Below are 20473 nucleotides of genomic sequence, written 5' to 3' on the forward strand. Positions count from 1 at the left end.
GCGATGACCCGCCGTCCGGACGCCCCAGGCCCCAGAGGAAGGCAACCCCGGATGAGTCCACCCTCCGTCGCCCTGGCGACCCGCCGGATCGAGCAGGCGCGGGCGCAGGAGAACTTCCCCGTCGCGCTGCGGGTGCTGCCCCGTCGGCACCGCCGTCACCTGCTCGCCGTCTACCGGTACGCACGCCACGTCGACGACCTCGGTGACGAGCCCCTCGCACCCGGAGTCGACCGGCTCACCGCCTTGGACCAGGTGGAGACCGAGCTACGGGCCCTGTATGCCGGCCAGCCGGTGACCGACCGGGTGGTGCATGCCCTCGCGCCCACCGTGGCTGAGTGCCGGCTGCCGCTCGAGCCCCTGCTCCGCCTGGTCGAGGCCAACCGGGTCGACCAGCACGTCAGTCGGTACGCGACGTTCGCGCAGCTGGTCGACTACTGCACCCTTTCGGCCAACCCGGTTGGGGAGCTGGTCCTGCACGTCTTCGGGCAGGTAGGGCCTGCGCGGCTCGCGCTCTCCGATCGGATCTGCACCGCGCTGCAACTCGTCGAACATCTCCAGGACGTCGCCGAGGACTACCGCCGGGGCCGGGTCTACCTGCCCGCCGAGGACCTCGACCGCTTCGGCGTCACCGAGGTCGACCTTGCCGGCCCCACCGCCGACCGGCGGCTGCGGGAGCTCATCGGCTTCGAGGCGGAACGGGCCCGAGCCTGGCTCGACGCCGGCGCCCCGCTGGTGGCGGCCCTGCACGGGTGGGCCCGGCTGGCGGTGGGCGGCTACATCGCCGGCGGACGGGCCACGCTCGACGCGCTCGCCGGCGCCGACCACGACCCGCTGCCGGTGACTGTCCGTCCCCGGAGTCGCCGGGTTCTCCGTCGCTGGCTGAGCGCGATCGTGCGGAGCGCCGGATGACCGCGACCATGGACGTGGCGGCCGCCTACCGACGCTGTGAGCACATCACCCGCAGCCAGGCCGCCAATTTCGCCTACGGCATCCGCCTGCTGCCGCCGGCGAAACGCCGCGTCCTCTCGGCCATCTATGCCACCGCCCGCCGTATCGACGACATCGGCGACGGCCACCTGCCGCCGGCAGAGAAGCTAGAAGGGCTGGGGGAGATCCGGGCGGCACTGCGGCGGCTGCCCGGCGACGCCGGCGGCGACCCGGTCCTCACCGCGCTGGGTCACGCCGCGACCCGGATGCCGATCCCACTGGAGGCGTTCGACGAGCTGATTGACGGCTGCGCCGCCGACGTGACCGGCCGGCGGTACGCCACCTTCGAGGAGTTGCACTGGTACTGCCGGTGCGTGGCGGGCTCCATCGGCCGGCTCTCTCTCGGCGTGTTCGGCACTGGCGACCCAGGTCGCGCCGCGCCGCTGGCCGACGCGCTCGGCGTGGCGTTGCAGCTGACCAACATCCTGCGCGACCTGGTCGAGGACCGGGCCGACGGGCGCGTCTACCTGCCCGCCGAGGACCTGGAACGGTTCGGCTGCACGCTGAACCTGAACGACGGTGGGTTCACGGACCCGCCCGCGCGGCTCATCGAGCTGGTGCGTTTCGAGGCGAGCCGGGCCGATCACTGGTACGGCATCGGGTTGCGGCTCCTGCCGATGCTGGACCGGCGCAGCGCGGCGTGCACCGCCGCGATGGCCGGCATCTACCGTCGGCTGCTCGCCCGTATCGCGGCCGACCCGCTGGCCGTCACCCACCGCCGGGTGTCGCTCCCAGGGCACGAAAAGGCCTGGGTGGCGGCCCGCGCGCTCGTCGGGCGGTCGATATGACCGGGTCGTTGGAAACCCCGCCGACCGGTACGGGCGGGGTCTGCGTGATCGGCGGCGGGCTGGCGGGCATCACGGCGGCCATCCGGCTTGCCGACCTCGGCCTGCCGGTGACGCTGCTCGAAAGCCGGACGGAGCTGGGCGGGGCCACCTACTCCTTCCGCCGTAACGGCCTGACCGTCGACACCGGGCAGCACGTCTTCCTGCGCTGCTACCACGCCTACCGGGGCCTGCTGGACAGGCTCGGGACCACCGCCGGCACCGACCTGCAACGGCGCTTCGCGGTGCCGGTGCTGCTCCCGGGACGGGCACCGCACCTGCTGGCCCGTCGCCGGCTGCCGGCACCGGCGCATCTGCTGCCCGCGCTCGCCAGTTACCGACTGCTCAAACCCGGCGAGCGGCTCGCCGCGGCGCGCGCCTGCGCGGCGCTGCGGCACGTCGACCCGGACCGGCCCGACACCGACGCGCGCAGCTTCGGCGACTGGCTGATCGAGCACGGCCAGAGCGAACGCAGCCGCCGGCGGCTCTGGGACCTCATCTGCGTGGCGGCGCTGAACCTGCCGTGCGGCGAGGCGTCGCTGGCGCTCGCGGCCCAGGTGTTCCGCACCGGGCTGCTGAACGACGCGGACGCCGGCGACATCGGCCGGGCCCTGGTCCCCCTGGTTGACCTGCACGCGGTCGCGGCCCGGCGGCTGCTGGCCCGGCTCGGCGTCGCGGTGCACACCCGGTCCCGGGTGCGCTGGATCCATCCGGAACCCGCGGGTTTCCGGATCGGGTTGAACGACGGCGAACTGACCGCGGACGCGGTCGTGGTGGCCGTGCCGCACCAGGTTGCCGCGTCGCTGGTGCCGCCGGCCGCCGCGCCCACCGCCGGCGACTGGCACCGGCTGGGAGCGGTTCCCATCGTCAACGTGCACCTGCGCTACGAACGGCCGGTCACCGCGCTGACGATGGCCGCCGCGGTGGAGTCCCCGGCACAGTGGATCTTCGACCGGACGGAGCCGGGCGCCGACGACCAGCACCTTGTGGTCTCCCTGTCGGCCGCCGACGCACTCGTCGACCGTCCCGCCGCTGAGCTGGTGGCGACGCAGCGGGAAGCCCTTGCCGACCTGTTCCCGGCCGCCCGGCGTACCCCGGTGCGCGACGCGTTCGTGACCCGGGAGCCGCGCGCCACCTTCCGACAGACCCCTGGTACCCGGGCGTACCGGCCGGTGCCGACCACCCGCCTGCCCGGGCTGGTCCTGGCCGGCGCATGGACCGACACCGGCTGGCCGGACACGATGGAGGGCGCGGTGCGCAGCGGCCGGGAGGCCGCCGACGTCGTCGCCCGCCAACTCGTGTCCCGGCCTCGACACCACACGGAGGCCGCACGATGACTGTTGTAGGCAGTAGCAGTACCGACCAGGTCCAGAGCCACGTGGAGCCGGCCATCCGCGCGCTGCTCGACCGCTTGGACCCGGGCAATCGTCTGGTGGCGGGCTACCAGCTCGGGTACTGGGACGCCGACGGCTCACCCACCACCCGGCAGGGCAAGGGGCTGCGTCCCATGCTGGCGCTGCTCTCGGCTCGGGCCACCGGCGCCGAGCCCGAGGCCGGTGCCCCGGCCGCCGCCGCGGTCGAGTTGGCGCACAACTTCTCACTGCTGCATGACGACGTGATGGACGGTGACACCGAACGGCGCCACCGCCCGACCGCGTGGACGGTGTTCGGGGTCGGTCCGGCCATCCTCGCCGGCGACGCCCTCATCGGTCTGGCGTACGAGGCGCTCGTCGAGGTGCCCGGCGGGTGCCCCGCGGTCCGGCGCCTCGCCCTGGACGTCCGGGCGCTGCTCGCAGGTCAGGCGTCCGATTTGGGCTTCGAACGGCGCGACGACGTCACCCTCGACGAGTGCCTGGCCATGGCCCAGAACAAGACCGCCGCGCTGCTCGCCAGCTCCTGCGCGCTCGGGGCACTGCTCTGCGGCGGTCCGCAGACCGTGGTCGACGGGCTGTCCCGGTTCGGCCTGCACCTCGGTCTGGCCTTCCAGCTCGTCGACGACCTACTGGGGATCTGGGGCGATCCGCAGCGCACCGGCAAACCCGTCGGGTCAGACCTGCGCTCCCGCAAGCGCAGCATCCCGGTCGTCCGTGCGCTGACCAGCGGGGGCAGCGCCGGCCGCGCCCTGGCCGAGCTGTACCGGTCGCCGGCGCCGCTGGCCGCCGAGGACGTGACGCGGGCGAGCGACCTGATCGAGGCGACCGGGGCGCGCGAGTGGACCAGGAAGCGGGCTCGGCAGGAGACCGAGCGGGCACAGGCAGAACTGGCCGCCCTGGACCTGCCCGAGGAAGTACGCGACGAACTGACCCACGTCGCCGCCTTCACCACCGGGCGGGACCACTGATGACCGAGCTGCTGTCTCCGGAACCCACCGCGTCCATCTCACTCGGCCCCCGGACCGGCACGCATCCGCCCGGCGACGCCCGGGAGGCGCTGCGTCGGGCCCGGGACCACCTGCTCGGGTTGCAGGACGAGGCCGGCTGGTGGAAGGGCGAGCTCGCCACGAACGTCACCATGGACGCCGAGGACCTGCTGCTCCGGCAGTTCCTCGGCATCCGCACCGCGGAGCGGACCAGCGAGTCGGCCCGGTGGATCCGGTCCCAGCAACGGTCGGACGGATCCTGGGCGACATTCCACGGTGGTCCGGGAGACCTCTCCACCACCATCGAGGCCTACGTGGCGCTGCGACTGGCCGACGACTCGCCGGAGGCGCCGCACATGGCAGCCGCCGCCCGCTTCGTCCGCGCACAGGGCGGGATCGCGGCCAGCCGGGTGTTCACCCGGTTCTGGCTGGCCCTCTTCGGCCATTGGCCGTGGTCCCGGCTGCCCGCCGTCCCGCCCGAGCTGGTGCTGCTGCCGTCGTGGATGCCGTTCAACATCTACGACTTCGCCTGCTGGGCCCGGCAGACAATCGTTCCGCTGTCGATCGTCCGCGCGCTGCGCCCGGTACGGGACCTCGGCTTCGCCGTCGACGAGCTGCACAGCCCGGCCATGGCACCGCGACCGCCCCGGCTCACCTCGCGGCCCGGACTGCTGCACCGGCTCGACCGACTCGCCAACGGCTACGAGCGGATCGCCCGGGGACCGATCCGCCGGCACGCCCTACGGCGCGCCGCCGAGTGGGTGGTGGCCCGACAGGAGGCCGACGGCTCCTGGGGCGGTATCCAGCCGCCCTGGGTCTACTCGCTGATGGCACTGCACCTGCTCGGCTACCCACTGGACCACCCCGTGCTGCGGGCCGGCCTGACCGGGCTGGACCGGTTCACCGTGCGGGAGCAGACCCCGGACGGCCCGATCCGCCGGTTGGAGGCGTGTCAGTCGCCGGTGTGGGACACCGCGCTCGCCGTCATCGCGCTCTCCGACGCCGGCCTGCCGGCCGGGCACCCCGCGCTGGTCCGGGCGGGCGGCTGGCTGCTCGACGAGGAGATCCAGGTCCGCGGCGACTGGGCCGTCCGCCGGCCGCACACCCCGGTCGGCGGCTGGGCCTTCGAATTCGACAACGACGGGTACGCCGACACCGACGACACCGCAGAGGTGATCATGGCGTTGCGGCGGACCGGCGTACCGGTCGAGCCGGCTGTGCTGCGCGCGACGCGGTGGCTGTTGGGCATGCAGTGCCGCGACGGCGGCTGGGCCGCGTTCGACGCGGACAACACCCGTGCGGTCGTCGGCGACCTGCCGTTCTGCGACTTCGGCGAGGTCATCGACCCGCCCAGCGCCGACGTGACCGCGCACATCGTGGAAGCACTGGCGGCGGAGAATCTCGCCGACACCGTGCCGCTGCGCCGCGCCGTGCGCTGGTTGCTGCGGGCCCAGGAGCCGGACGGCTCCTGGTTCGGCCGCTGGGGCGCCAACCACGTGTACGGCACCGGGGCGGCGGTGCCGGCCCTGGTCGCGGCCGGCCTGCCGCCCGGTCACCCGGCGCTCCGCCGGGCCGTCGACTGGCTGCTCGCCCACCAGAACCCGGACGGTGGGTGGGGCGAGGATCTGCGCTCCTACCGGGACCCGGCCTGGATCGGCCGCGGCGAGTCGACCGCGTCGCAGACCGCCTGGGCTCTGCTCGCGCTGCACGCCGCCGGCCACGGCGCGGGGGAGTCGGCGAGTCGCGGCGTGGGTTGGCTGGTCGACACCCAGCGCCCGGACGGCGGCTGGGACGAGCCGCAGTACACCGGCACCGGGTTCCCGGGCGACTTCTACATCAACTACGGGCTGTACCGGCTGGTCTTCCCGGTCAGCGCGCTCGGCCGGATCCTGGACGCGCGGGAGACCGGTGTCGGGGCCACGGTGACCCGGTGACCGGCCCGGACGGGATGCTCTACGCGCCGATGCGCCTGGAGACCGCCGCGCTGCGGCGCGGCCTGCCCGACCGACCGGGACTGGCGCTGCGCCGCACCGGTGTCGGACCGCGGCGCGCTCGCTCGGCCGTCGCCGGCCGGCGCGGCGGATCCGGCCCGGTCGCCGTCGCCGGCATCGGCGGGGGACTGGCCCACGGACTGGCCCCCGGCGATGTCGTGGTGGCCAGCGAGGTACGCGCCGACCCGCTGACTCCGTACGGCCCGCCGCCCGTACTGCGAATGCCGGACGCCGCCCTGCTCGCCGCCGCGCTGCGCCGACGTGGCCTGCGGGTGCACGTCGGCCCGGTGGTCACCACCCACCGACTGGCCGACGGCGCGACCCGGGCCCGACTCGCGGCGACCGGCGCACTGATCGCCGACCTCGAATCGGCGTGGCTGCTGGCCGGCGTTTCGGCACCGACGGCCTGCGTCCGGGTGGTCGCCGACACCACGGCCGGGGCCCTGTACCGGCCGTCCACCGTGCGCCGGGTCCGAACCGCGCTGCGCGTGCTGCCGGCGGTCGCGGCGGCGCTTGCCGAGTGGGCGGCGGCGCACAGTGTCCAGCGGGTCGTACTGGCCTCTCCCCGATCCTTCTGCGCCGGAGTCGAGCGGGCGATCGCGGTGGTCGAGCAGGCGCTGCGCCGGCACGGCCCACCGGTCTACGTGCGCAAGCAGATCGTGCACAACGCCCGGGTGGTGGACGACCTGCGGGCACAGGGCGCGGTCTTCGTCGACGAACTGGACGAGGTCCCCGACGGGGCGCTCACCGTCTTCTCGGCGCACGGGGTCGCGCCGGCCGTACGCCAGGAAGCCGCCGACCGGCGCCTGCCGGTGATCGATGCCACCTGTCCCCTGGTCACGAAGGTGCACGCCGAGGCACGCCGGTTCGTGGGCCGGGGCGACACGGTGCTGCTGATCGGGCACTCCGGACATGAGGAGACCGACGGCACCCTCGGCGAGGCGCCCGAGCAGATCCGTCTGGTGCCCGACCCGGCCGCGGCCGAGACGGTGCGGGTGGACGACCCGGCCCGCGTGTCGTACCTGGTGCAGACCACGCTGGCGACCGACGAGGCGGCGGAGATCATCGATGCGCTACGGCGGCGGTTCCCGGCGCTGTCCGGTCCCGGCTCGGACGACATCTGCTACGCCACCACCAACCGACAACGAGCCGTCACCGCCGTCGCCGGGCAGGCCGACCTGGTCCTCGTGATCGGGTCGGCCAACTCCTCGAACTCCCGCCGCCTGGTGGAGGTGGCAGAGCGTGCCGGGTCCCGGGCGTATCTGGTGGACGACGTGGGCTGCGTGGACCTGCGCTGGCTGGACGGGGCGGCCACGGTCGGCGTCACCGCGGGCGCCTCGGCGCCCCCCGGGCTGGTCGACGAACTCGTCGCCGCCCTCACCGCACTCGGGGCGGGGGAGGTGAGTGAGCACACCGCTGCCGTGGAGGACGTGCGTTTCACCCTGCCGAAGGAGGTACGTCAGCCGTGAGTATGCCGTTGCGTCAGAGCCTGCGGGTCGCGCAATACCTGGTCGGACAGAAGCTGCGCCGGCGGGAGAAGTTTCCTCTGCTGCTGGAACTGGAGCCGCTGTTCGCCTGCAACTTGAAGTGCGCGGGCTGCGGCAAGATCCAGCAGCCGGCGAGCCTGCTCAAGCGCCGGATGCCGGTGGAGCAGGCGTTGGCCGCCGTCGAGGAGTGCGGGGCGCCGATGATCTCCATCGCGGGTGGCGAGCCGCTCATGCACCCGGAGATCCACACCCTCGTCGCCGAACTCGTGCGGCGCAAGAAGTTCGTGTTCCTCTGCACCAACGCGGTGCTGCTGCCCAAGAAGATCGAGAAATTCCGTCCATCGCCATACTTCGCCTTCACCGTGCACATCGACGGGCTGCGGGACCGGCACGACGCGTCGGTCTGCAAGGACGGGGTCTTCGACGAGGCCGTGGCGGCCGTGCGGGACGCGCAGCGGCGCGGCTTCCGGGTCACCACCAACACCACGTTCTTCAACACCGACACCCCGCAGACCGTGATCGAGGTGCTCAACTACCTCAACGACGACCTGCGCGTGGACGAGATGATGCTCTCGCCGGCGTACGCCTATGAGAAGGCGCCGGACCAGGAGCACTTCCTGGGCGTCACGGAGACCCGGGAGTTGTTCCGCAAGGCATTCGCCGGCGGCCGGCGGGCGCGCTGGCGGCTCAACCACTCGCCGCTGTTCCTGGATTTCCTCGAGGGCCGGGTCGACTTCCCGTGCACCGCGTGGGCGATCCCGTCGTACTCGCTGCTGGGCTGGCAGCGTCCGTGTTACCTGATGGCCGACGGCTACGCCGAAAGCTACCGGGAGTTGCTCGACTCGACCGACTGGGACAGCTACGGCCGGGGGCGCGATCCCCGCTGCGCGAACTGCATGGCGCACTGCGGCTACGAGCCGACGGCGGTGCTGGCCACCATGTCCTCGCTGCGTCAGTCGCTGCGGGCGGCCCGGATGAACTGAACGGCGCGACCGCGGCAGATCGGCGGGGTCAGCCGAACCGGCTGGCCAGGCGGCGGTACACCGCCGGCAGCAGGCCCTGCACCGCCACCGGCACCCGCAGCCAAGCCGGCAGGTAGACCTCCGCCCGGTTGCGGGCGATCGCGTCGGTCACCGCCTCGGCCACCCGGTCCGGTGGTATCGGCCGGGGCCGGTTCCGGTGGTAGGGCCGGCCCCGACGGGCGAAGAACGCTGTCCGCACCACGCCCGGCACGACCACGGTCACGCCGACCCGAGGGCAGGCGGATTCCAGTTGGAGGCTCCGCGCGAAGGCGTCCAGGCCAGCCTTGCTTGCCGCGTAGACGGCCTCCTCGGCCACTCCCAGTCGGCCCGCGATCGAGCCGACGAAGACCAGGTGTCCGCCGCGGTGACACATTCCGGGCAGCAGCGCCCCGGTCAACTCGACCGGGGCCCGCAGGTTCACCGCGAGCACCTCCTCGGCACGCTCGGTCGGCATCGAGCCGAACGGTCCCGCCCAGCCGACGCCGGCATTGTTGACCAACACATCCACCCGGCCGTGCCGTTCCATCGCCCGCTCCGCCAGATCCCGGGCGGCGCCGGGCAGGGCCAGGTCGGCCCGCAACGGGATCGCGCCGGTCTCGGCGGCGATCCGGTCCAGCCGGTCCGGGTCCCGGCCGACCGCGAGGACGTGGCTGCCCGCCCGGGTGAGCCGCCGTACCAGCGCGGCCCCGATGCCGGACGACGCGCCGGTGACCAGGACCACCGACCCGGTCAGACGCACCGGCGTACCCCCGACGGCGCCGGACCGGCGGGCACCGCGACGTCAGCCACCGGGTCACCGCCGCCCACGGCTGCGTCGCCGTCGTCCCCACCCGGGACCACAGCGTTCCCACCCCGGACCGTGGCGACGTCGGCGAGCAACTCGGCCAGGTCGGCGTGAAGGGCAGCCACGAAGGCGGTGCCGCTGTCGGCCAGCGACTCGTCCAGCAGCACGCCGATCTCGAAGGCGAGGCCGCACCGCAGCACGCCGATGCCCACCGGTACTCCGTCGGCCAGAGCGACCACCGGGGTCGCCGTCCGTATCGACGCACCAGCCAGCCGGTGTGTCCGAAACGGTGCCGGCATGTAGGAGACGATGACGTTGAGGTTCCGGCTGGTGTAGACGCGCCGGGCCGCCGCCGCGTGCAGCGGCGCGGGGAGGGCGCCCATCGCCCGCATCACCAGGCCGGCGGCCTCCGCCTCTCCGCTGACGAGCGCGGCGCGCAGCGACTCGCGTACGGCGGTGACCCGGTCGCGGGTCGCCGCCCGCTCCAGCGGGAGGTCGAGGCTGACGGCGCCGGTCCAGTTACCGTGGGTGGCCGCCCGCCGCCGTGGGCTGACGGAGACCGCGAACATCGCCCGCAGCCGTCGGGGCGCCGGCGCCGGGTGGACCCGGCCCAGCGCTCCGGCCGTGAGGGCCACCATCAGTTCGCTGGTGTGCGCGCCGCAGGCCCGGGCCGCGCGAAGGACATCGGCGGCGGGCAGGCTCGCGGTGACCAGCCGCCGACGCGGCGAGCTGAGGGGCCGGTTGAGCGGGCTGCCCGGTGCACGCCCCTGCGTGGCGAGGCGGATCAGTCCACGCGCGGTGAGCCGGGCCTGCCGAGCCACCTCCCGGGACCGATCGCCCGGACGGCCGCGCCGGTCCGGCGCACGTCCCGGGTCCACGGCCGCGTCGGCCCGGTCGTCGGCCGCAGCCCGCGTCGGGGCAGCGGTGTCGGGCGTGGTGCTCCGCGGTGGGGTCCGGTCGCCGGCCGCGTCCATCAGGCGGTGCAGGACGCCGATCGCGGAGAGCCCGTCCCCGAGGCAGTGATGCAGCTTGACCGCGACCCGGGTACGGCCATCGGGAAGACCGCTGACCAGCAGCATCCGCCAGGGTGGGCGGTCTAGGGTCAGCGGCTGTGACCAGAACCGGTCCACCACGACGGCACCGTCGTCGTCGGACCCGACCCGGACCTCGTCGAGGTGCGCGGCGGCGTCGGCGTGCCGGTCGACGACCCAACCGGGCCGGCGCCACCGGCCGCGCGACACCAGGCGGCGTCGCAGGGTCGCAATCGCGGGCAGCCGCCGGACCAGCAACGCGGTCAGGTCCGCCCGGGTGAGCGGTCGGCCGTCTGGGTGCGGGTCCAGATCCAGCACGGCGCCGATCTGCTGGGCCACCGTGGGCGACTGCACGTGCAGGAAGAACGCGTCCTGCGCGCGCAGCGGCCAGCTCGGCGGCCTGCCGTTCGGCCCCCGTCCACCGGGCCGCGAACCGCCCGGCGCCGCCGCCTCTGTCGGCGGTCGCCCATGGGCCAGCGCCGGCAGCCCGAGGTGTGGCAGGAACGACCCGGGTGGGACCTCGACCAGGCGGGCCGGCGGTCGATCGACCAGCCAGGTGCGGACGCAGGCGACGAGAGCAGCCGGATCCTGGGCGGTCTCGGCGAGCCCCGCGGCGGTCATGAGCGCCGCGTTGGCGGCCCCGTGCGCGGCGATGGGCCGGTACATCACGACCGGCGTGCCGGTGGCCCACGCCTCCAGCGCGGTGGCCCCACCGGCGTTGGTGACCAGCAGTTGCGCGGCTCGCAGCAGGGTCGGCATGTCGTCGACCCACCGGCGGACCACCAGCCGGCCCGGGGGAGTGTTCAACGCCTCCAACCGGTCGGCGAGCCCTTCGTTGCGCCCGCAGACGGCGAGGAGCTGCACCGCGTCCCCGATGCCCACCAGCGCGGCGATCGCCTCCTCCACCGCACCGAAGCCGTACGAGCCGCAGGCGACCACCACCGGTGGTCGTTCCGGGTCGAGGCCGCAGCGCCGGGCTGCTTCGACCTGGTCGCCGGGATGGAACCGATCGAGTACCGGTGGGGCGCAGACGCCGAGCGGTGCTCCGGGCGCGGCGACCGCCGCCACCGGCAGCGCCGACGGATGCACCACGATGTTCAGGTCGAGCTGCGGATAGACCCAGAAGGGGTGCGGGGCGAAGTCGGAGACCCAGGCGCCCATCGGCACGTCGAGCCCGCGATGCCGGCGCAGCCAGGCCAGCCCGGCACTGCCCAGCGGATAGGTCGAGACGATCAGGTCGGGGTCGAACGCCTCGATGGCCCCCACGAGCCGGCGGCCCGCCCAGGCGCCGGTAAACCACTTCGAGGCCGCGGCGAACCAGCGGTGCCGCCAGAGCGAGGCCCAGAAGAACTCGTACAACCAGGGTGTCAACGCGACATTTGTCACGTAGGTACGCCGGAAGCCACGGCCGACGCCCGGCCCCATGGCGTTGAGCGTGTCCACCCAGCCGACTCGGCTCCCCGGCCAGAGCGCGTGTACGCGCTCCTCCAGCGCCCGGCCGGTGGCGTCGTGGCCACCGCCGATGTCGGCCGAGACGACCAGCACCCGCCGGGCGGTCCGCTCGGCCGGCTCGGACCCGCCGGGCGGCGCCGGCCGACTCGCCGCTTTCACCAGCCGCTCGCAGGTCCGGGGCGATACCCGGCCGAAGACGGGTATGCGCAGGTGCCCCGGGCGGTCCCGTCCGGCGTCCAGGACCACGGGAACCCGTCATGGCTTTCGGTTTCGTGCTCGCGATCATCGCCGCGTCGTGCAGCGCCACCGCGGCGATCGTGCAGTCGGTCGGCGCCCGTCGGGTGGCGGCCACCGAGCACCTCGACCCGCGCCTTCTGCTGCGGTTGGTACGCAACGGCCTCTACGCGACGGGTCTGGCGCTGGACGGCGCGTCCTCGCTGCTCACCTTCACCGCGCTGCGGACCACGCCGCTCTTCGCGGTGCAGGCGGTGCAGGCGACCAACCTGGGGATGGTCGCGCTCATCGCCTTGCTCGTGCTGCGGATCCGGCTCGGCGCCCGGGACTGGGCGGCGATCGGCGCGGTGGTGGCCGGTCTGGTGCTCCTCGTGATCACGGCGGCCAGCCGGCCACCCGGCGAGGTGCCGGCGTCGGCCGGCTGGTGGCTGCTCGTGGCGGTGCTCGCCCTGGCCGTCCTGGCGTACCTGGGTAGTCCGCGAATGTCCGGGCCGGCAGTGCCGGGTCTCCTCGCCGGGCTGTCGTTCGGCTGCGCGGCGCTCGGCGCCCGGCTGCTCGGCGGGGCCGGCACCGTCGGTGAGGTGCTGGCCAGCCCGGCCACGTACGCCGTGGTGCTGGCGGGGCTGACCGGCCTGCTGCTCTACGCCACCGCCCTGCAGCGTGGCACGGTCACCGTGGCCTCCGCGTCGACGATCCTCGGGCAGACCGTGGGCCCGGCGGCGGCCGGCTGGCTGCTGCTCGATGATGGGGTACGGCCCGGGTCCGTTCCCGTGGCGGCGGTGGGGTTCGCGCTGGCCGTCGCCGGGGCGGTCGCGCTCGCCCGGCACGCTGAGCCGCACCCGCCGCAGCACGAAGAGGCGATCCGCAGCCGGTGCTGAACCGGGACGCGCGGACGCGGTCGCTGACATGTGGGCGCTCCCAGGCGGTACGCGGCAAAGGGGCTTCGCCCCTTTTCAAGACGATCGTCAGCTTAACGAGCCAATTGCGGATTACTGGGGTAATTTCGACTCTCGGCGTCGGCTGCGAGGCGGACCAACGGAGCCGAGCCATCGCAGCGAGGCGCCCCGCACCACGGGGCGGTCCGGATGTTCGGCGAACAGGCACCGGACGACCCGTTTGACCCGGTACGAACAGGGAAACCGCGAGCCACCGGAAACGCGGACGAGCGGCCGACTCGACGGCTTGGTCGCGTTGCTGCTGCGTCAGCGCGGACCGACACGTGACGACAATCCGTGGTGGAGGAGGCAGCCCAGGTGAGCGGACCGACTGGCGCACGATGAACGCGGCGTGGGAGATGGCGGCCGGGATACCGATCGCCCTCGGCGCCGCAGCGGCGTTCGCCGGGTCGTCGGTCCTGCAGTTTCGCGCCTCCCACCAGGTGCCCGAGGCGCCGGCCGGCCGGCCGAGCCTCCTGTTGGCGCTGTTCCGCCTGCGGGGCTGGCGATGGTCCGTGGTGCTCGCGGCGGCGGCGTTCGCCCTCCAGGTTGTGGCGTTGAGCCTGATCCCACTGATCCTGGTGCAGCCACTGCTTGTGACCGGGCTGGTCTGGTACATCCTGCTGTTCGCCGCGGCCGGGCACGCCCGCGTCGACCGCACGTTGCTCCTCGAGTCGATGCTCTGCCTGCTCGGGCTCGCCGCCTTCCTGGTGATTGCCCGGCCTACCCGTGGTCAGGGGCATGGACTCGAATCGTTCTCGTCGGCGTTCCTGCTCTGTGTTGCCGTGGTCGTCGGCGTGGGACTGAGCGTGGTGGCCGCGCTGGGGCTGGACCGGCGCTGGCGACCGCTGCCCCTGGCAATCGCGTCCGGCATCTGTTACGGCGTGACGGCCGGCCTGATCAGCAGCCTGGCGTTCCACCTCGAAGAGAGCCCGGCGGCGATCTTCGGTCAGTGGCAGGTGTACGCCATCGCCGTGCTTGGCCCGTTCGGGGTGCTGCTCAGCCAGAATGCCTACCAGGCCGGCCCGATGGGCGCACCCGCGCTGGCCGCCATCACGGTCACCGACCCCTTGGTGGCCATCCTGGTCGGGCTGCTCTGGTTAGACGAGGCAATCCAAACGGGCCCGTTGCCTCTTCTTGGTCAGGCGCTCGCCTTGGCCCTCGTGGTGATCGCGGTCTTCCTGCTCGCCAGGCGGGCGCCGCACGTCAAGGGCGCCTAGGTTCCGATGACGATCGTGTGCCGCACCGGCCGTTCAGCGCGTCAGCCAGGAGCGACCAGGAGATGTTGCTTCCCGGCAGGAGCACGCCTACCGGACCCACCGGGCCGTCACTGGCCTCCCACCGGAACGGGAGCAGACCCGGTTCCGCGGTCGTTGCTGGGCTGCCGAGGAGATGACGCGGGGATGGCGTTGTCGATGAGAACGGCGGCGATGGTGGCGGCGGTGGGGAAGGACTCGCTGTTGAGGACTCGGGTGCGGGCCGAGGCGCCGTCGATGAGCAGCGCCAGTTGTTCGCCGAGTTGCTCGGGGTCGGTGGCGCCGGCTTCGCGGGCGGTTTCGGTGAGCCGGGCGGCGATGGCGGTCTTGCAGTCGCGTGCGTACTGGATGCGGGGTGTGGCGGAGCGACGTCGGGCACGTGGGGCGCCGTCCCGGCCGGGGACATCGTCATCACGGCCCTGTTGTACGACGGTGTCGTCCCGGTCGTCGCCAAGTACGGGGACGCCCTCGCCGGCAAGGTCATCGTCGACATCAGCAACCCCTTCAACGCCACGTTCGACGGACTGGCCCACAGCGAGGAAACCTCGATCGCGCAGGAGGTCGCCAAGGTGGCCCCGGCCAGCGCCAGCGTGGTGAAGGCGTTCAACACCATCTTCCGTAATGTCCTGGAGAAGGGCCGGCCCAACGTCTTCATCGCTGGTGAAAGTGCGCAGGCAAAGGCGGGTGTGGCGGCATTCGTCGAGAGCCTCGGGCTGCGCCCGCTCGACGTCGGCGGCCTGAAAATGGCGCACTGGCTGGAAGGAATGGGCGTGGTGACGGTGGGCCTCGCCGGCAACGGTGTTGGCCACTGGGACTTCGCCCTCGGCGTCAACGAAATTACCGGCTGAGTCAGGGTCGAGCAATCGGCGAGCAAGCCGCCGTGCGGCTCGGACCGGCGAAACCGAGGCCCGATCAGGGCATGCTGCCGGTCCAGCTCTCCGTGGTGCCGGGCTCTGGCCATTCCGCCCATTCCGTCGATCCGCACCGATCTCGAAAGGCGCTATTCGGCTGACGCCGCTTCCTTCGAAGGGTGAGGTTCCACAGCGATCGGGGTGTCCTTGCACCCAATGATCAGCGAGGGCAAGGCCGACGACATCCGATAAGCAAACAAGGGGGCAAGCTGTCGCGCCGTAATGACGGATGCCTATTGCGCTCGCTATTCTTGCGGCCATATTCTACGCATCCAATCGGGCGCCGCGGGTGGTTGCCCGGGGCTCTGCTGACAGGAGATGACGTGCTTAGACGCGTTTCCACGCTGGGGGTCGCCCTGCTGGCCTGCTTCGCGTTCACCGGCGTGACCGCCATGCCGGCGCAGGCATGGCTCCCCGAGTGCCCCATCGACTCGGAGTGTGGCGGTGGCGGTGGCGGTGAGGGGGGTGGCGGCGGCACCTCACCCGCCCCGACCTACAACCTGCAGGGCGTCATCCAGCTGGAAGACACCGGTCACGAAGGAAGCTGGCCACTGCGCCAGGGTGGCATAAAGGTCCGTGGATACTCCCGCCTCGCCACTTGGGGCAACGACCGGGTGGACGCCAACTACATCAACGTCCGGTGCTCGGCCACCGCGCTCAGCTACTCCACGCACGACTACGACTCGGAGAACAACGGGGCCCTCGTCGACGTGACCTTCTGGTCTCCGACCGTCCCCGTCACCGGTGTTCCCGTCCAGTCCCGCACGGTTACCGTCAACTGCATCCACCACGCCGAGAAGAACGGCGTCAACTACGACACCACCAGTACCGCCCAATTCATCATCCCCGAGTGAATTCCCAGCCGGGGCGGTCCAGACCGGACCGTCCCGGCTGTCGGCATCTCTCAGACGCCCGCCCGCGCCGCGATGGCTGGCAATGTGCCGTTCAGTGCCCGGCGCGTCGAGGCATGCCGCGCACAGGCCATTCGCTGCCAGCTCGCTCTTACCCGCGGGCAGCCACCCGGTGCTGCCGTGGGCTTACGCCTCGGCGGCGCTTGAAGGCGGTGCTCAGGGCGAAAGGGCTGCCGTACCCGACCTGGTGGGCGACCGCACCGACGGTGGCGTCCGGTTCGCGGAGCAGGTCGGCGGCGAGGGCCAGCCGCCACTCGGTGAGGTACGTCATGGGTGGTTCGCCGACCAGCGCGGTGAACCGGCGGGCCAGCGCGGCCCGGGAAACCCCGCTCTGGGCAGCCAGGGATGCCACGGTCCAGGGTCTCGCGGGGTTGTTGTGCAGCAACTGCAGGGCCCGGCCGACCACGGGGTCGCTGTGTGCGCGGTACCAAGCAGGGGCCTTGGCCCCCGGTTGGGCGAACCATTCACGCAGCGTGGCGATCAGCAGCAGGTCGAGAAGGCGGTCGAGCACGGCTTCCTGACCGGGGTCGTCCTTCACGATCTCGGTGGCCAGGAGCGGGACCAGCGGGGTGTCCCAGGATTCGCGCCCGACGACCACCAGCGGCGGCAGCGCGCCCAGCAGCCGCTGACCAACCGCGCCGTGCATCGTGTACGTGCCGGTGAGCAGGATCGTCGACCCGTCCAGCCCGTTACCCCACGTCCGCACACCCAGCTGGGTCATCTCGAACGACAGCGGCCACCGAGGTCGCCCCGTCGAGGGCTTCGGCGGGCTATGCCTCGCCACCCTGCCCGGCGTCGTGGCGTCTGGTGTTGCCGTCGCCCTGCGGGTCACCGGCGTCGGTGTGTCCTTGAGTGCGGTTCCGGATCCCGCCGAAGGCGATCGCGAAGGCGATGCCGATGGCGACGCCGAAGGGCACGCCGACCGCCGCGCCGAACGAGGAAATGCCGATCACCAGACCGAGCAGGATGCCGGCCGGCCACGCCCAGGCATTGGACTGAGTCTTGTCCGTCTTCTCTGCTGCTGCCATCCCCAGATTTTATTCACCAGCATCACCCCGGTGAGGGCCGCTCATCTCCTGACTGCTCGCATCGTCGGTCCCAACTCAGCTGATCCGGTCGATGATGGTGTCGCGGCCCGGGCCCTCGAGCTGATCGAGGTACGCACGTCGACCTGCCATCGTCATCACCAGGGCCAGTGTTGGACCGGCCACCTCCGGACCCGCACCGGTGGTGAACGGACCGTCCGTCGCCTGCATCCGTAGCCCTGACGCGAGGGTCTTGCTGGCGACAGTGAAGTTGCGCCGGGCGTAGAACTCCGCCACCGCCGTCAACGCTTCGACGTCCGGCTCTGTGCTGATTCCCAACGGGTACCGAATGTCCTGGCCATGTACCAGCACCTCACCAAGGTAGGCCGCGGTGTCTCCCGAGGGGGCCGTGGTGGCGTCGATGACGGCTTCGAAGTTATTGAGCGTTTCGGCGGGGGTGGCGCCCAGATGCTCGCGCAGACGACGCTCGTTGTGGACGGCCGGGCGGAACCCGGCGCTCACGATGCTCCGGATCCACCGCCATCGGCCCGTGGTGGCGGCGGCGGTGAGGTGGGCGACGACGTGTTCCACGTCCCAGCCGCCGCACAACGTCGGTCGACGCCACTGGTCCTGGCTGAGAACGGACAGATCGTCGGCCAGGCTTCGACGTGCCGCATGGGTGAGACCCCAGAGCCGAGCCTCGGTTCCGCCTGTCATGGCGTTGACCTTTCGGTTGGATCCGTTTGGTGGGTGCGATTGACCCCTTGGTCGAACTGTTCCTGGATCAGTACACACCGAACAGGCCGTGCGGCTCGCCGCTGGAGAGTTGCGACGCCCGCCGTCCTGCGACTCGGCAGGCCGATCGCCGGCATCGGCACCAGCGTGCCAGCTCTGCCGCGTCCTGCAGTCGTTGCCCGCCGCGTCGGCCCTGCCACGCAACCGCCTAGCACGTCGGTCAGCTGGCCGTGGCCTGAATAGGGGAGCACGGTGGCATCTCTCGTCGGCCGTCAGGCTCTTCAGTCATTGGGGTGCGTCTTGTCTGTGGGCGGCGCGGCGACGTGGTACGACTGCTTGAGCGACAAAGCCGACGAAGCGGGCGGACTGGTGACGAGGAACAGAGTGGCCAATTTGCTGCGGAGGCGTGAGAGCTCGCAGCGGCCGACCTTCCTGGAACTGTTCTTCGATCTTGTGTTCGTCTTCGCGCTCACCCGGATCGTGAACGAGTTGGTGCTGGACTACACCAGGGGTCACGTCGCGGAGCGGTTGACCACCTCCCTCGCGGAGAACGGTGAGACTCTGCTGTTGCTCCTGGCTGTCTGGTGGATCTGGACCCAGACAGCATGGATGACCAGCAGATTCGATCCGTTCCAGCCGGCGATCCAGTTCGTTGTCCTCGCGACGATGTATGGGAGCCTGCTCCTGGCGGTCGCGATTTCGGGGGCTCTCGCCGAGACTGGCCTGCTCTTCGCGAGCACCTACGTCGCGATCCAGGTGGGCCGCACACTTTTCTTCGTTGCCATCGTGCGGGGTCACCACCTGCGTCGCGTCAACATGCTGGCGCTCGTCTGGTTCGTCGCGTCGGCTGTGCCGTGGCTCGCCGGAGCGTTCGCGCCCGAGGTGACGCGTAATTCACTGTGGACGCTCGCCCTGGCGATCGACTACCTGGGGGCCAGATTCGGCTGGCCGGTACCGGGGCTTGGTCGCTCACAGGTGTCTCCGTGGGCCGGCGCGGGCGAGCACCTGGCCGAACGCTACTGGCAGCTCGTCATCGTCGCGCTTGGTGAGACGATCCTGACCTCCGGGTCGAGTCTTCTCGGCGGTCCGATCGTGGCTCAACGAACGCTGGCCCTAACATTGGCGTTCCTCACCACGGTGTTGCTGTGGCGGATCTACTTCTACCGAGCCGGTCAAATCCTGGGCGAGGCCATCGCGACATCCACCGACCCCGGCCGGCTCGGTCGGTTGGCGGAGTTCGCACACCTGCTCATGGTCTCCGGCATCCTCGCGACCTCGGCCGGCTCCGAACTCGTCCTCGTAGATCCGTCCGGAGACGCCAAACCCGCCTGGGTCGGGGCCATCCTCGGCGGGCCTGCGCTCTACCTCGCCGGGCGCTCGGTATTCGAGTACGTGGCCTTCGCCCGGGTGTCCTGGCCACGGCCGATCGGGATCCTCGTCCTCGCGGTCCTGGCGCCGACCATGGTCGGCCTGCCACCACTCGGGGTCGCCGCGGCAGCTGCCGCCGTCCTGCTCGGCGTCGCCGTGTCGGACACGACCCGAGCCCACGGACGCCCACTCGAGGAGGCCTCACCGCCACGCTGACACGTACCGTCATCCCGGCTGACAGGCAAATGTGACGAAGGACGGCCACGTTCGACTGCCGGCGGTGGTCCGTCAATGGTGCCGTCTCGCCGCTGGCGACCGCGTACTCATCGCGGCTGAGCCAGGCATCGCGCGGCTGGTGGTGGAACAGAGCACGATTGAATAAGCGCGCCCGGCGGACGGAATGAGATCGTGGCGGCGCGACGCGGCGGCGGCCGCGCCGCCCGGGGCGCCGGCAGTCGTGTTCGGCACGAGCGCCGCCCGACCGGTCCACGACTCACGGCTGAGAGGCATGACGACCATGGCGCACATCGACCTGGGGATCGACGAGAAGCAGTTCCCCGGCATATCCGGTCCGATGCGGTACCGCCCGGAGACCGCGAAGCCGCTCAACGAGCTGGCCGAGGTGCTGCTGCGCGCCCCTCACTCGCTCCCGGCCGGCGAGCGCGAGTTGATCGCGGCGTACGTCTCCGGGCGCAACGAGTGCACCTTCTGCTGCGCGTCGCACTCGGCGTTCGCCGCGGCGCAGCTGGACGAGGGCATGACCCTCGTCGACCAGGTGCGCGCCGACCTCGACAGCGCTCCGATCTCGGCCAAACTGCGGGCGCTGCTGCGCATCGCCGGTGCGGTACAGATCAGTGGCCGTAACGTCACCACAGAGCTGGTCGCCAACGCCCGCGCGGAGGGTGCCAGCGATCTGGAGATCCACGACACGGTCCTGATCGCTGCCGCGTTCTGCATGTTCAACCGGTACGTCGACGGGCTCGGCACTTTCGCGCCCGAGGGGCAGGACGCATACGCCGAGTCCACGCGGCGGATCGTCGAGTTCGGCTACGGTTCGGCCATCCCCCAGCCGGCGGATGAACCGGCTGCCTGAGCACAGACAAGGGTGACCACACCCCGATCCCCCTGCGATGGTCGACGGACACGCCTGGCCAGGCCCGT

At 72.0% G+C, this 20473-nt stretch carries 17 protein-coding genes and 1 pseudogene; 13 read left to right on the forward strand and 5 right to left on the reverse strand.

Annotation, left to right across the window (positions count from 1 at the left end; translation table 11 throughout):
- The first annotated feature begins 51 nt into the window (after window positions 1-51).
- Genes hpnC through hpnH form a run of 7 tightly spaced genes read left to right on the forward strand, consistent with a single transcriptional unit; the run spans window position 52 to window position 8631 of the window.
- The gene (gene hpnC / locus ACIBD9_RS18325; protein ID WP_396719074.1) at window positions 52-909 is read left to right on the forward strand and encodes a squalene synthase HpnC; all 858 of its coding nucleotides are present in this window, start codon (window positions 52-54) and stop codon (window positions 907-909) included.
- Entirely contained in the window at window positions 906-1775 is an 870-nt protein-coding gene (gene hpnD / locus ACIBD9_RS18330) for a presqualene diphosphate synthase HpnD (RefSeq protein WP_396719076.1), read from the forward strand. The genes hpnC and hpnD overlap by 4 nt, the downstream gene beginning before the upstream one ends.
- Window positions 1772-3148: a hydroxysqualene dehydroxylase HpnE gene (gene hpnE / locus ACIBD9_RS18335; RefSeq protein ID WP_396719078.1), complete on the forward strand. Its 1377-nt coding sequence runs from the start codon at window positions 1772-1774 to the stop codon at window positions 3146-3148. The genes hpnD and hpnE overlap by 4 nt, the downstream gene beginning before the upstream one ends.
- Entirely contained in the window at window positions 3145-4152 is a 1008-nt protein-coding gene (locus tag ACIBD9_RS18340) for a polyprenyl synthetase family protein (RefSeq protein ID WP_396719080.1), read from the forward strand. The genes hpnE and ACIBD9_RS18340 overlap by 4 nt, the downstream gene beginning before the upstream one ends.
- On the forward strand, window positions 4152-6104 hold the full coding sequence (gene shc / locus ACIBD9_RS18345) for a squalene--hopene cyclase (RefSeq protein ID WP_396719082.1): 1953 nt from the start codon (window positions 4152-4154) through the stop codon (window positions 6102-6104). Before ACIBD9_RS18340 ends, shc begins: the two co-directional genes overlap by 1 nt.
- Window positions 6101-7630 carry a 4-hydroxy-3-methylbut-2-enyl diphosphate reductase gene (gene ispH, locus ACIBD9_RS18350; protein ID WP_396719084.1) on the forward strand — a complete coding sequence of 510 codons (1530 nt, stop codon included), beginning with the start codon at window positions 6101-6103 and terminating at the stop codon, window positions 7628-7630. Before shc ends, ispH begins: the two co-directional genes overlap by 4 nt.
- Window positions 7631-7632: 2 nt before the next feature.
- Window positions 7633-8631, forward strand: coding sequence for an adenosyl-hopene transferase HpnH (gene hpnH, locus ACIBD9_RS18355; protein WP_387173075.1), 999 nt, complete (start codon window positions 7633-7635; stop codon window positions 8629-8631).
- Window positions 8632-8659: 28 nt separating this feature from the next.
- Here the strand turns inward: hpnH and ACIBD9_RS18360 are convergent, their stop codons facing one another.
- Complete coding sequence (locus ACIBD9_RS18360; RefSeq protein WP_396719086.1) at window positions 8660-9409, reverse strand: SDR family NAD(P)-dependent oxidoreductase; 750 nt, start codon at window positions 9407-9409, stop codon at window positions 8660-8662.
- On the reverse strand, window positions 9400-12096 hold the full coding sequence (locus tag ACIBD9_RS18365) for a wax ester/triacylglycerol synthase domain-containing protein (RefSeq protein WP_396719088.1): 2697 nt from the start codon (window positions 12094-12096) through the stop codon (window positions 9400-9402). The genes ACIBD9_RS18360 and ACIBD9_RS18365 overlap by 10 nt, the downstream gene beginning before the upstream one ends.
- 98 nt (window positions 12097-12194) lie before the next feature.
- Between ACIBD9_RS18365 and ACIBD9_RS18370 the strand changes: the two genes are divergently transcribed.
- From ACIBD9_RS18370 to ACIBD9_RS18385, 4 genes are all read left to right on the forward strand, one after another.
- Entirely contained in the window at window positions 12195-13049 is an 855-nt protein-coding gene (locus ACIBD9_RS18370; protein WP_396719090.1) for a hypothetical protein, read from the forward strand.
- Between the two features lie 341 nt (window positions 13050-13390).
- Window positions 13391-14326, forward strand: a complete 936-nt coding sequence (locus tag ACIBD9_RS18375; protein WP_396719092.1) for a DMT family transporter — start codon at window positions 13391-13393, stop codon at window positions 14324-14326.
- Between the two features lie 287 nt (window positions 14327-14613).
- Complete coding sequence (locus ACIBD9_RS18380; protein ID WP_396719094.1) at window positions 14614-15210, forward strand: NADPH-dependent F420 reductase; 597 nt, start codon at window positions 14614-14616, stop codon at window positions 15208-15210.
- A gap of 386 nt (window positions 15211-15596) precedes the next feature.
- Complete coding sequence (locus ACIBD9_RS18385) at window positions 15597-16127, forward strand: hypothetical protein (RefSeq protein ID WP_396719096.1); 531 nt, start codon at window positions 15597-15599, stop codon at window positions 16125-16127.
- Between the two features lie 148 nt (window positions 16128-16275).
- Here ACIBD9_RS18385 and ACIBD9_RS18390 read toward each other — a convergent pair.
- The 3 genes and pseudogenes from ACIBD9_RS18390 to ACIBD9_RS18400 form a co-directional block, all read right to left on the reverse strand.
- A pseudogene (locus ACIBD9_RS18390) lies at window positions 16276-17046 on the reverse strand (AraC family transcriptional regulator); the annotation flags it as partial.
- Window positions 16955-17212, reverse strand: coding sequence for a hypothetical protein (locus ACIBD9_RS18395; RefSeq protein WP_396719098.1), 258 nt, complete (start codon window positions 17210-17212; stop codon window positions 16955-16957). The gene ACIBD9_RS18395 and the pseudogene ACIBD9_RS18390, both read right to left, overlap by 92 nt.
- Before the next feature lie 75 nt (window positions 17213-17287).
- Window positions 17288-17926, reverse strand: coding sequence for a maleylpyruvate isomerase family mycothiol-dependent enzyme (locus tag ACIBD9_RS18400; protein WP_396719100.1), 639 nt, complete (start codon window positions 17924-17926; stop codon window positions 17288-17290).
- A gap of 324 nt (window positions 17927-18250) precedes the next feature.
- On the opposite strand from ACIBD9_RS18400, the gene ACIBD9_RS18405 reads away from it, so the two are divergent.
- Window positions 18251-19528 (forward strand): low temperature requirement protein A, encoded by a 1278-nt coding sequence (locus tag ACIBD9_RS18405; protein ID WP_396719102.1) that lies wholly within the window; start codon window positions 18251-18253, stop codon window positions 19526-19528.
- Window positions 19529-19829: 301 nt separating this feature from the next.
- Complete coding sequence (locus ACIBD9_RS18410; RefSeq protein ID WP_396719199.1) at window positions 19830-20405, forward strand: carboxymuconolactone decarboxylase family protein; 576 nt, start codon at window positions 19830-19832, stop codon at window positions 20403-20405.
- The last annotated feature ends 68 nt before the right edge of the window (window positions 20406-20473 follow it).

The organism is Micromonospora sp. NPDC050784, assembly GCF_044456765.1.
GTDB lineage: Bacteria > Actinomycetota > Actinomycetes > Mycobacteriales > Micromonosporaceae > Micromonospora > Micromonospora foliorum.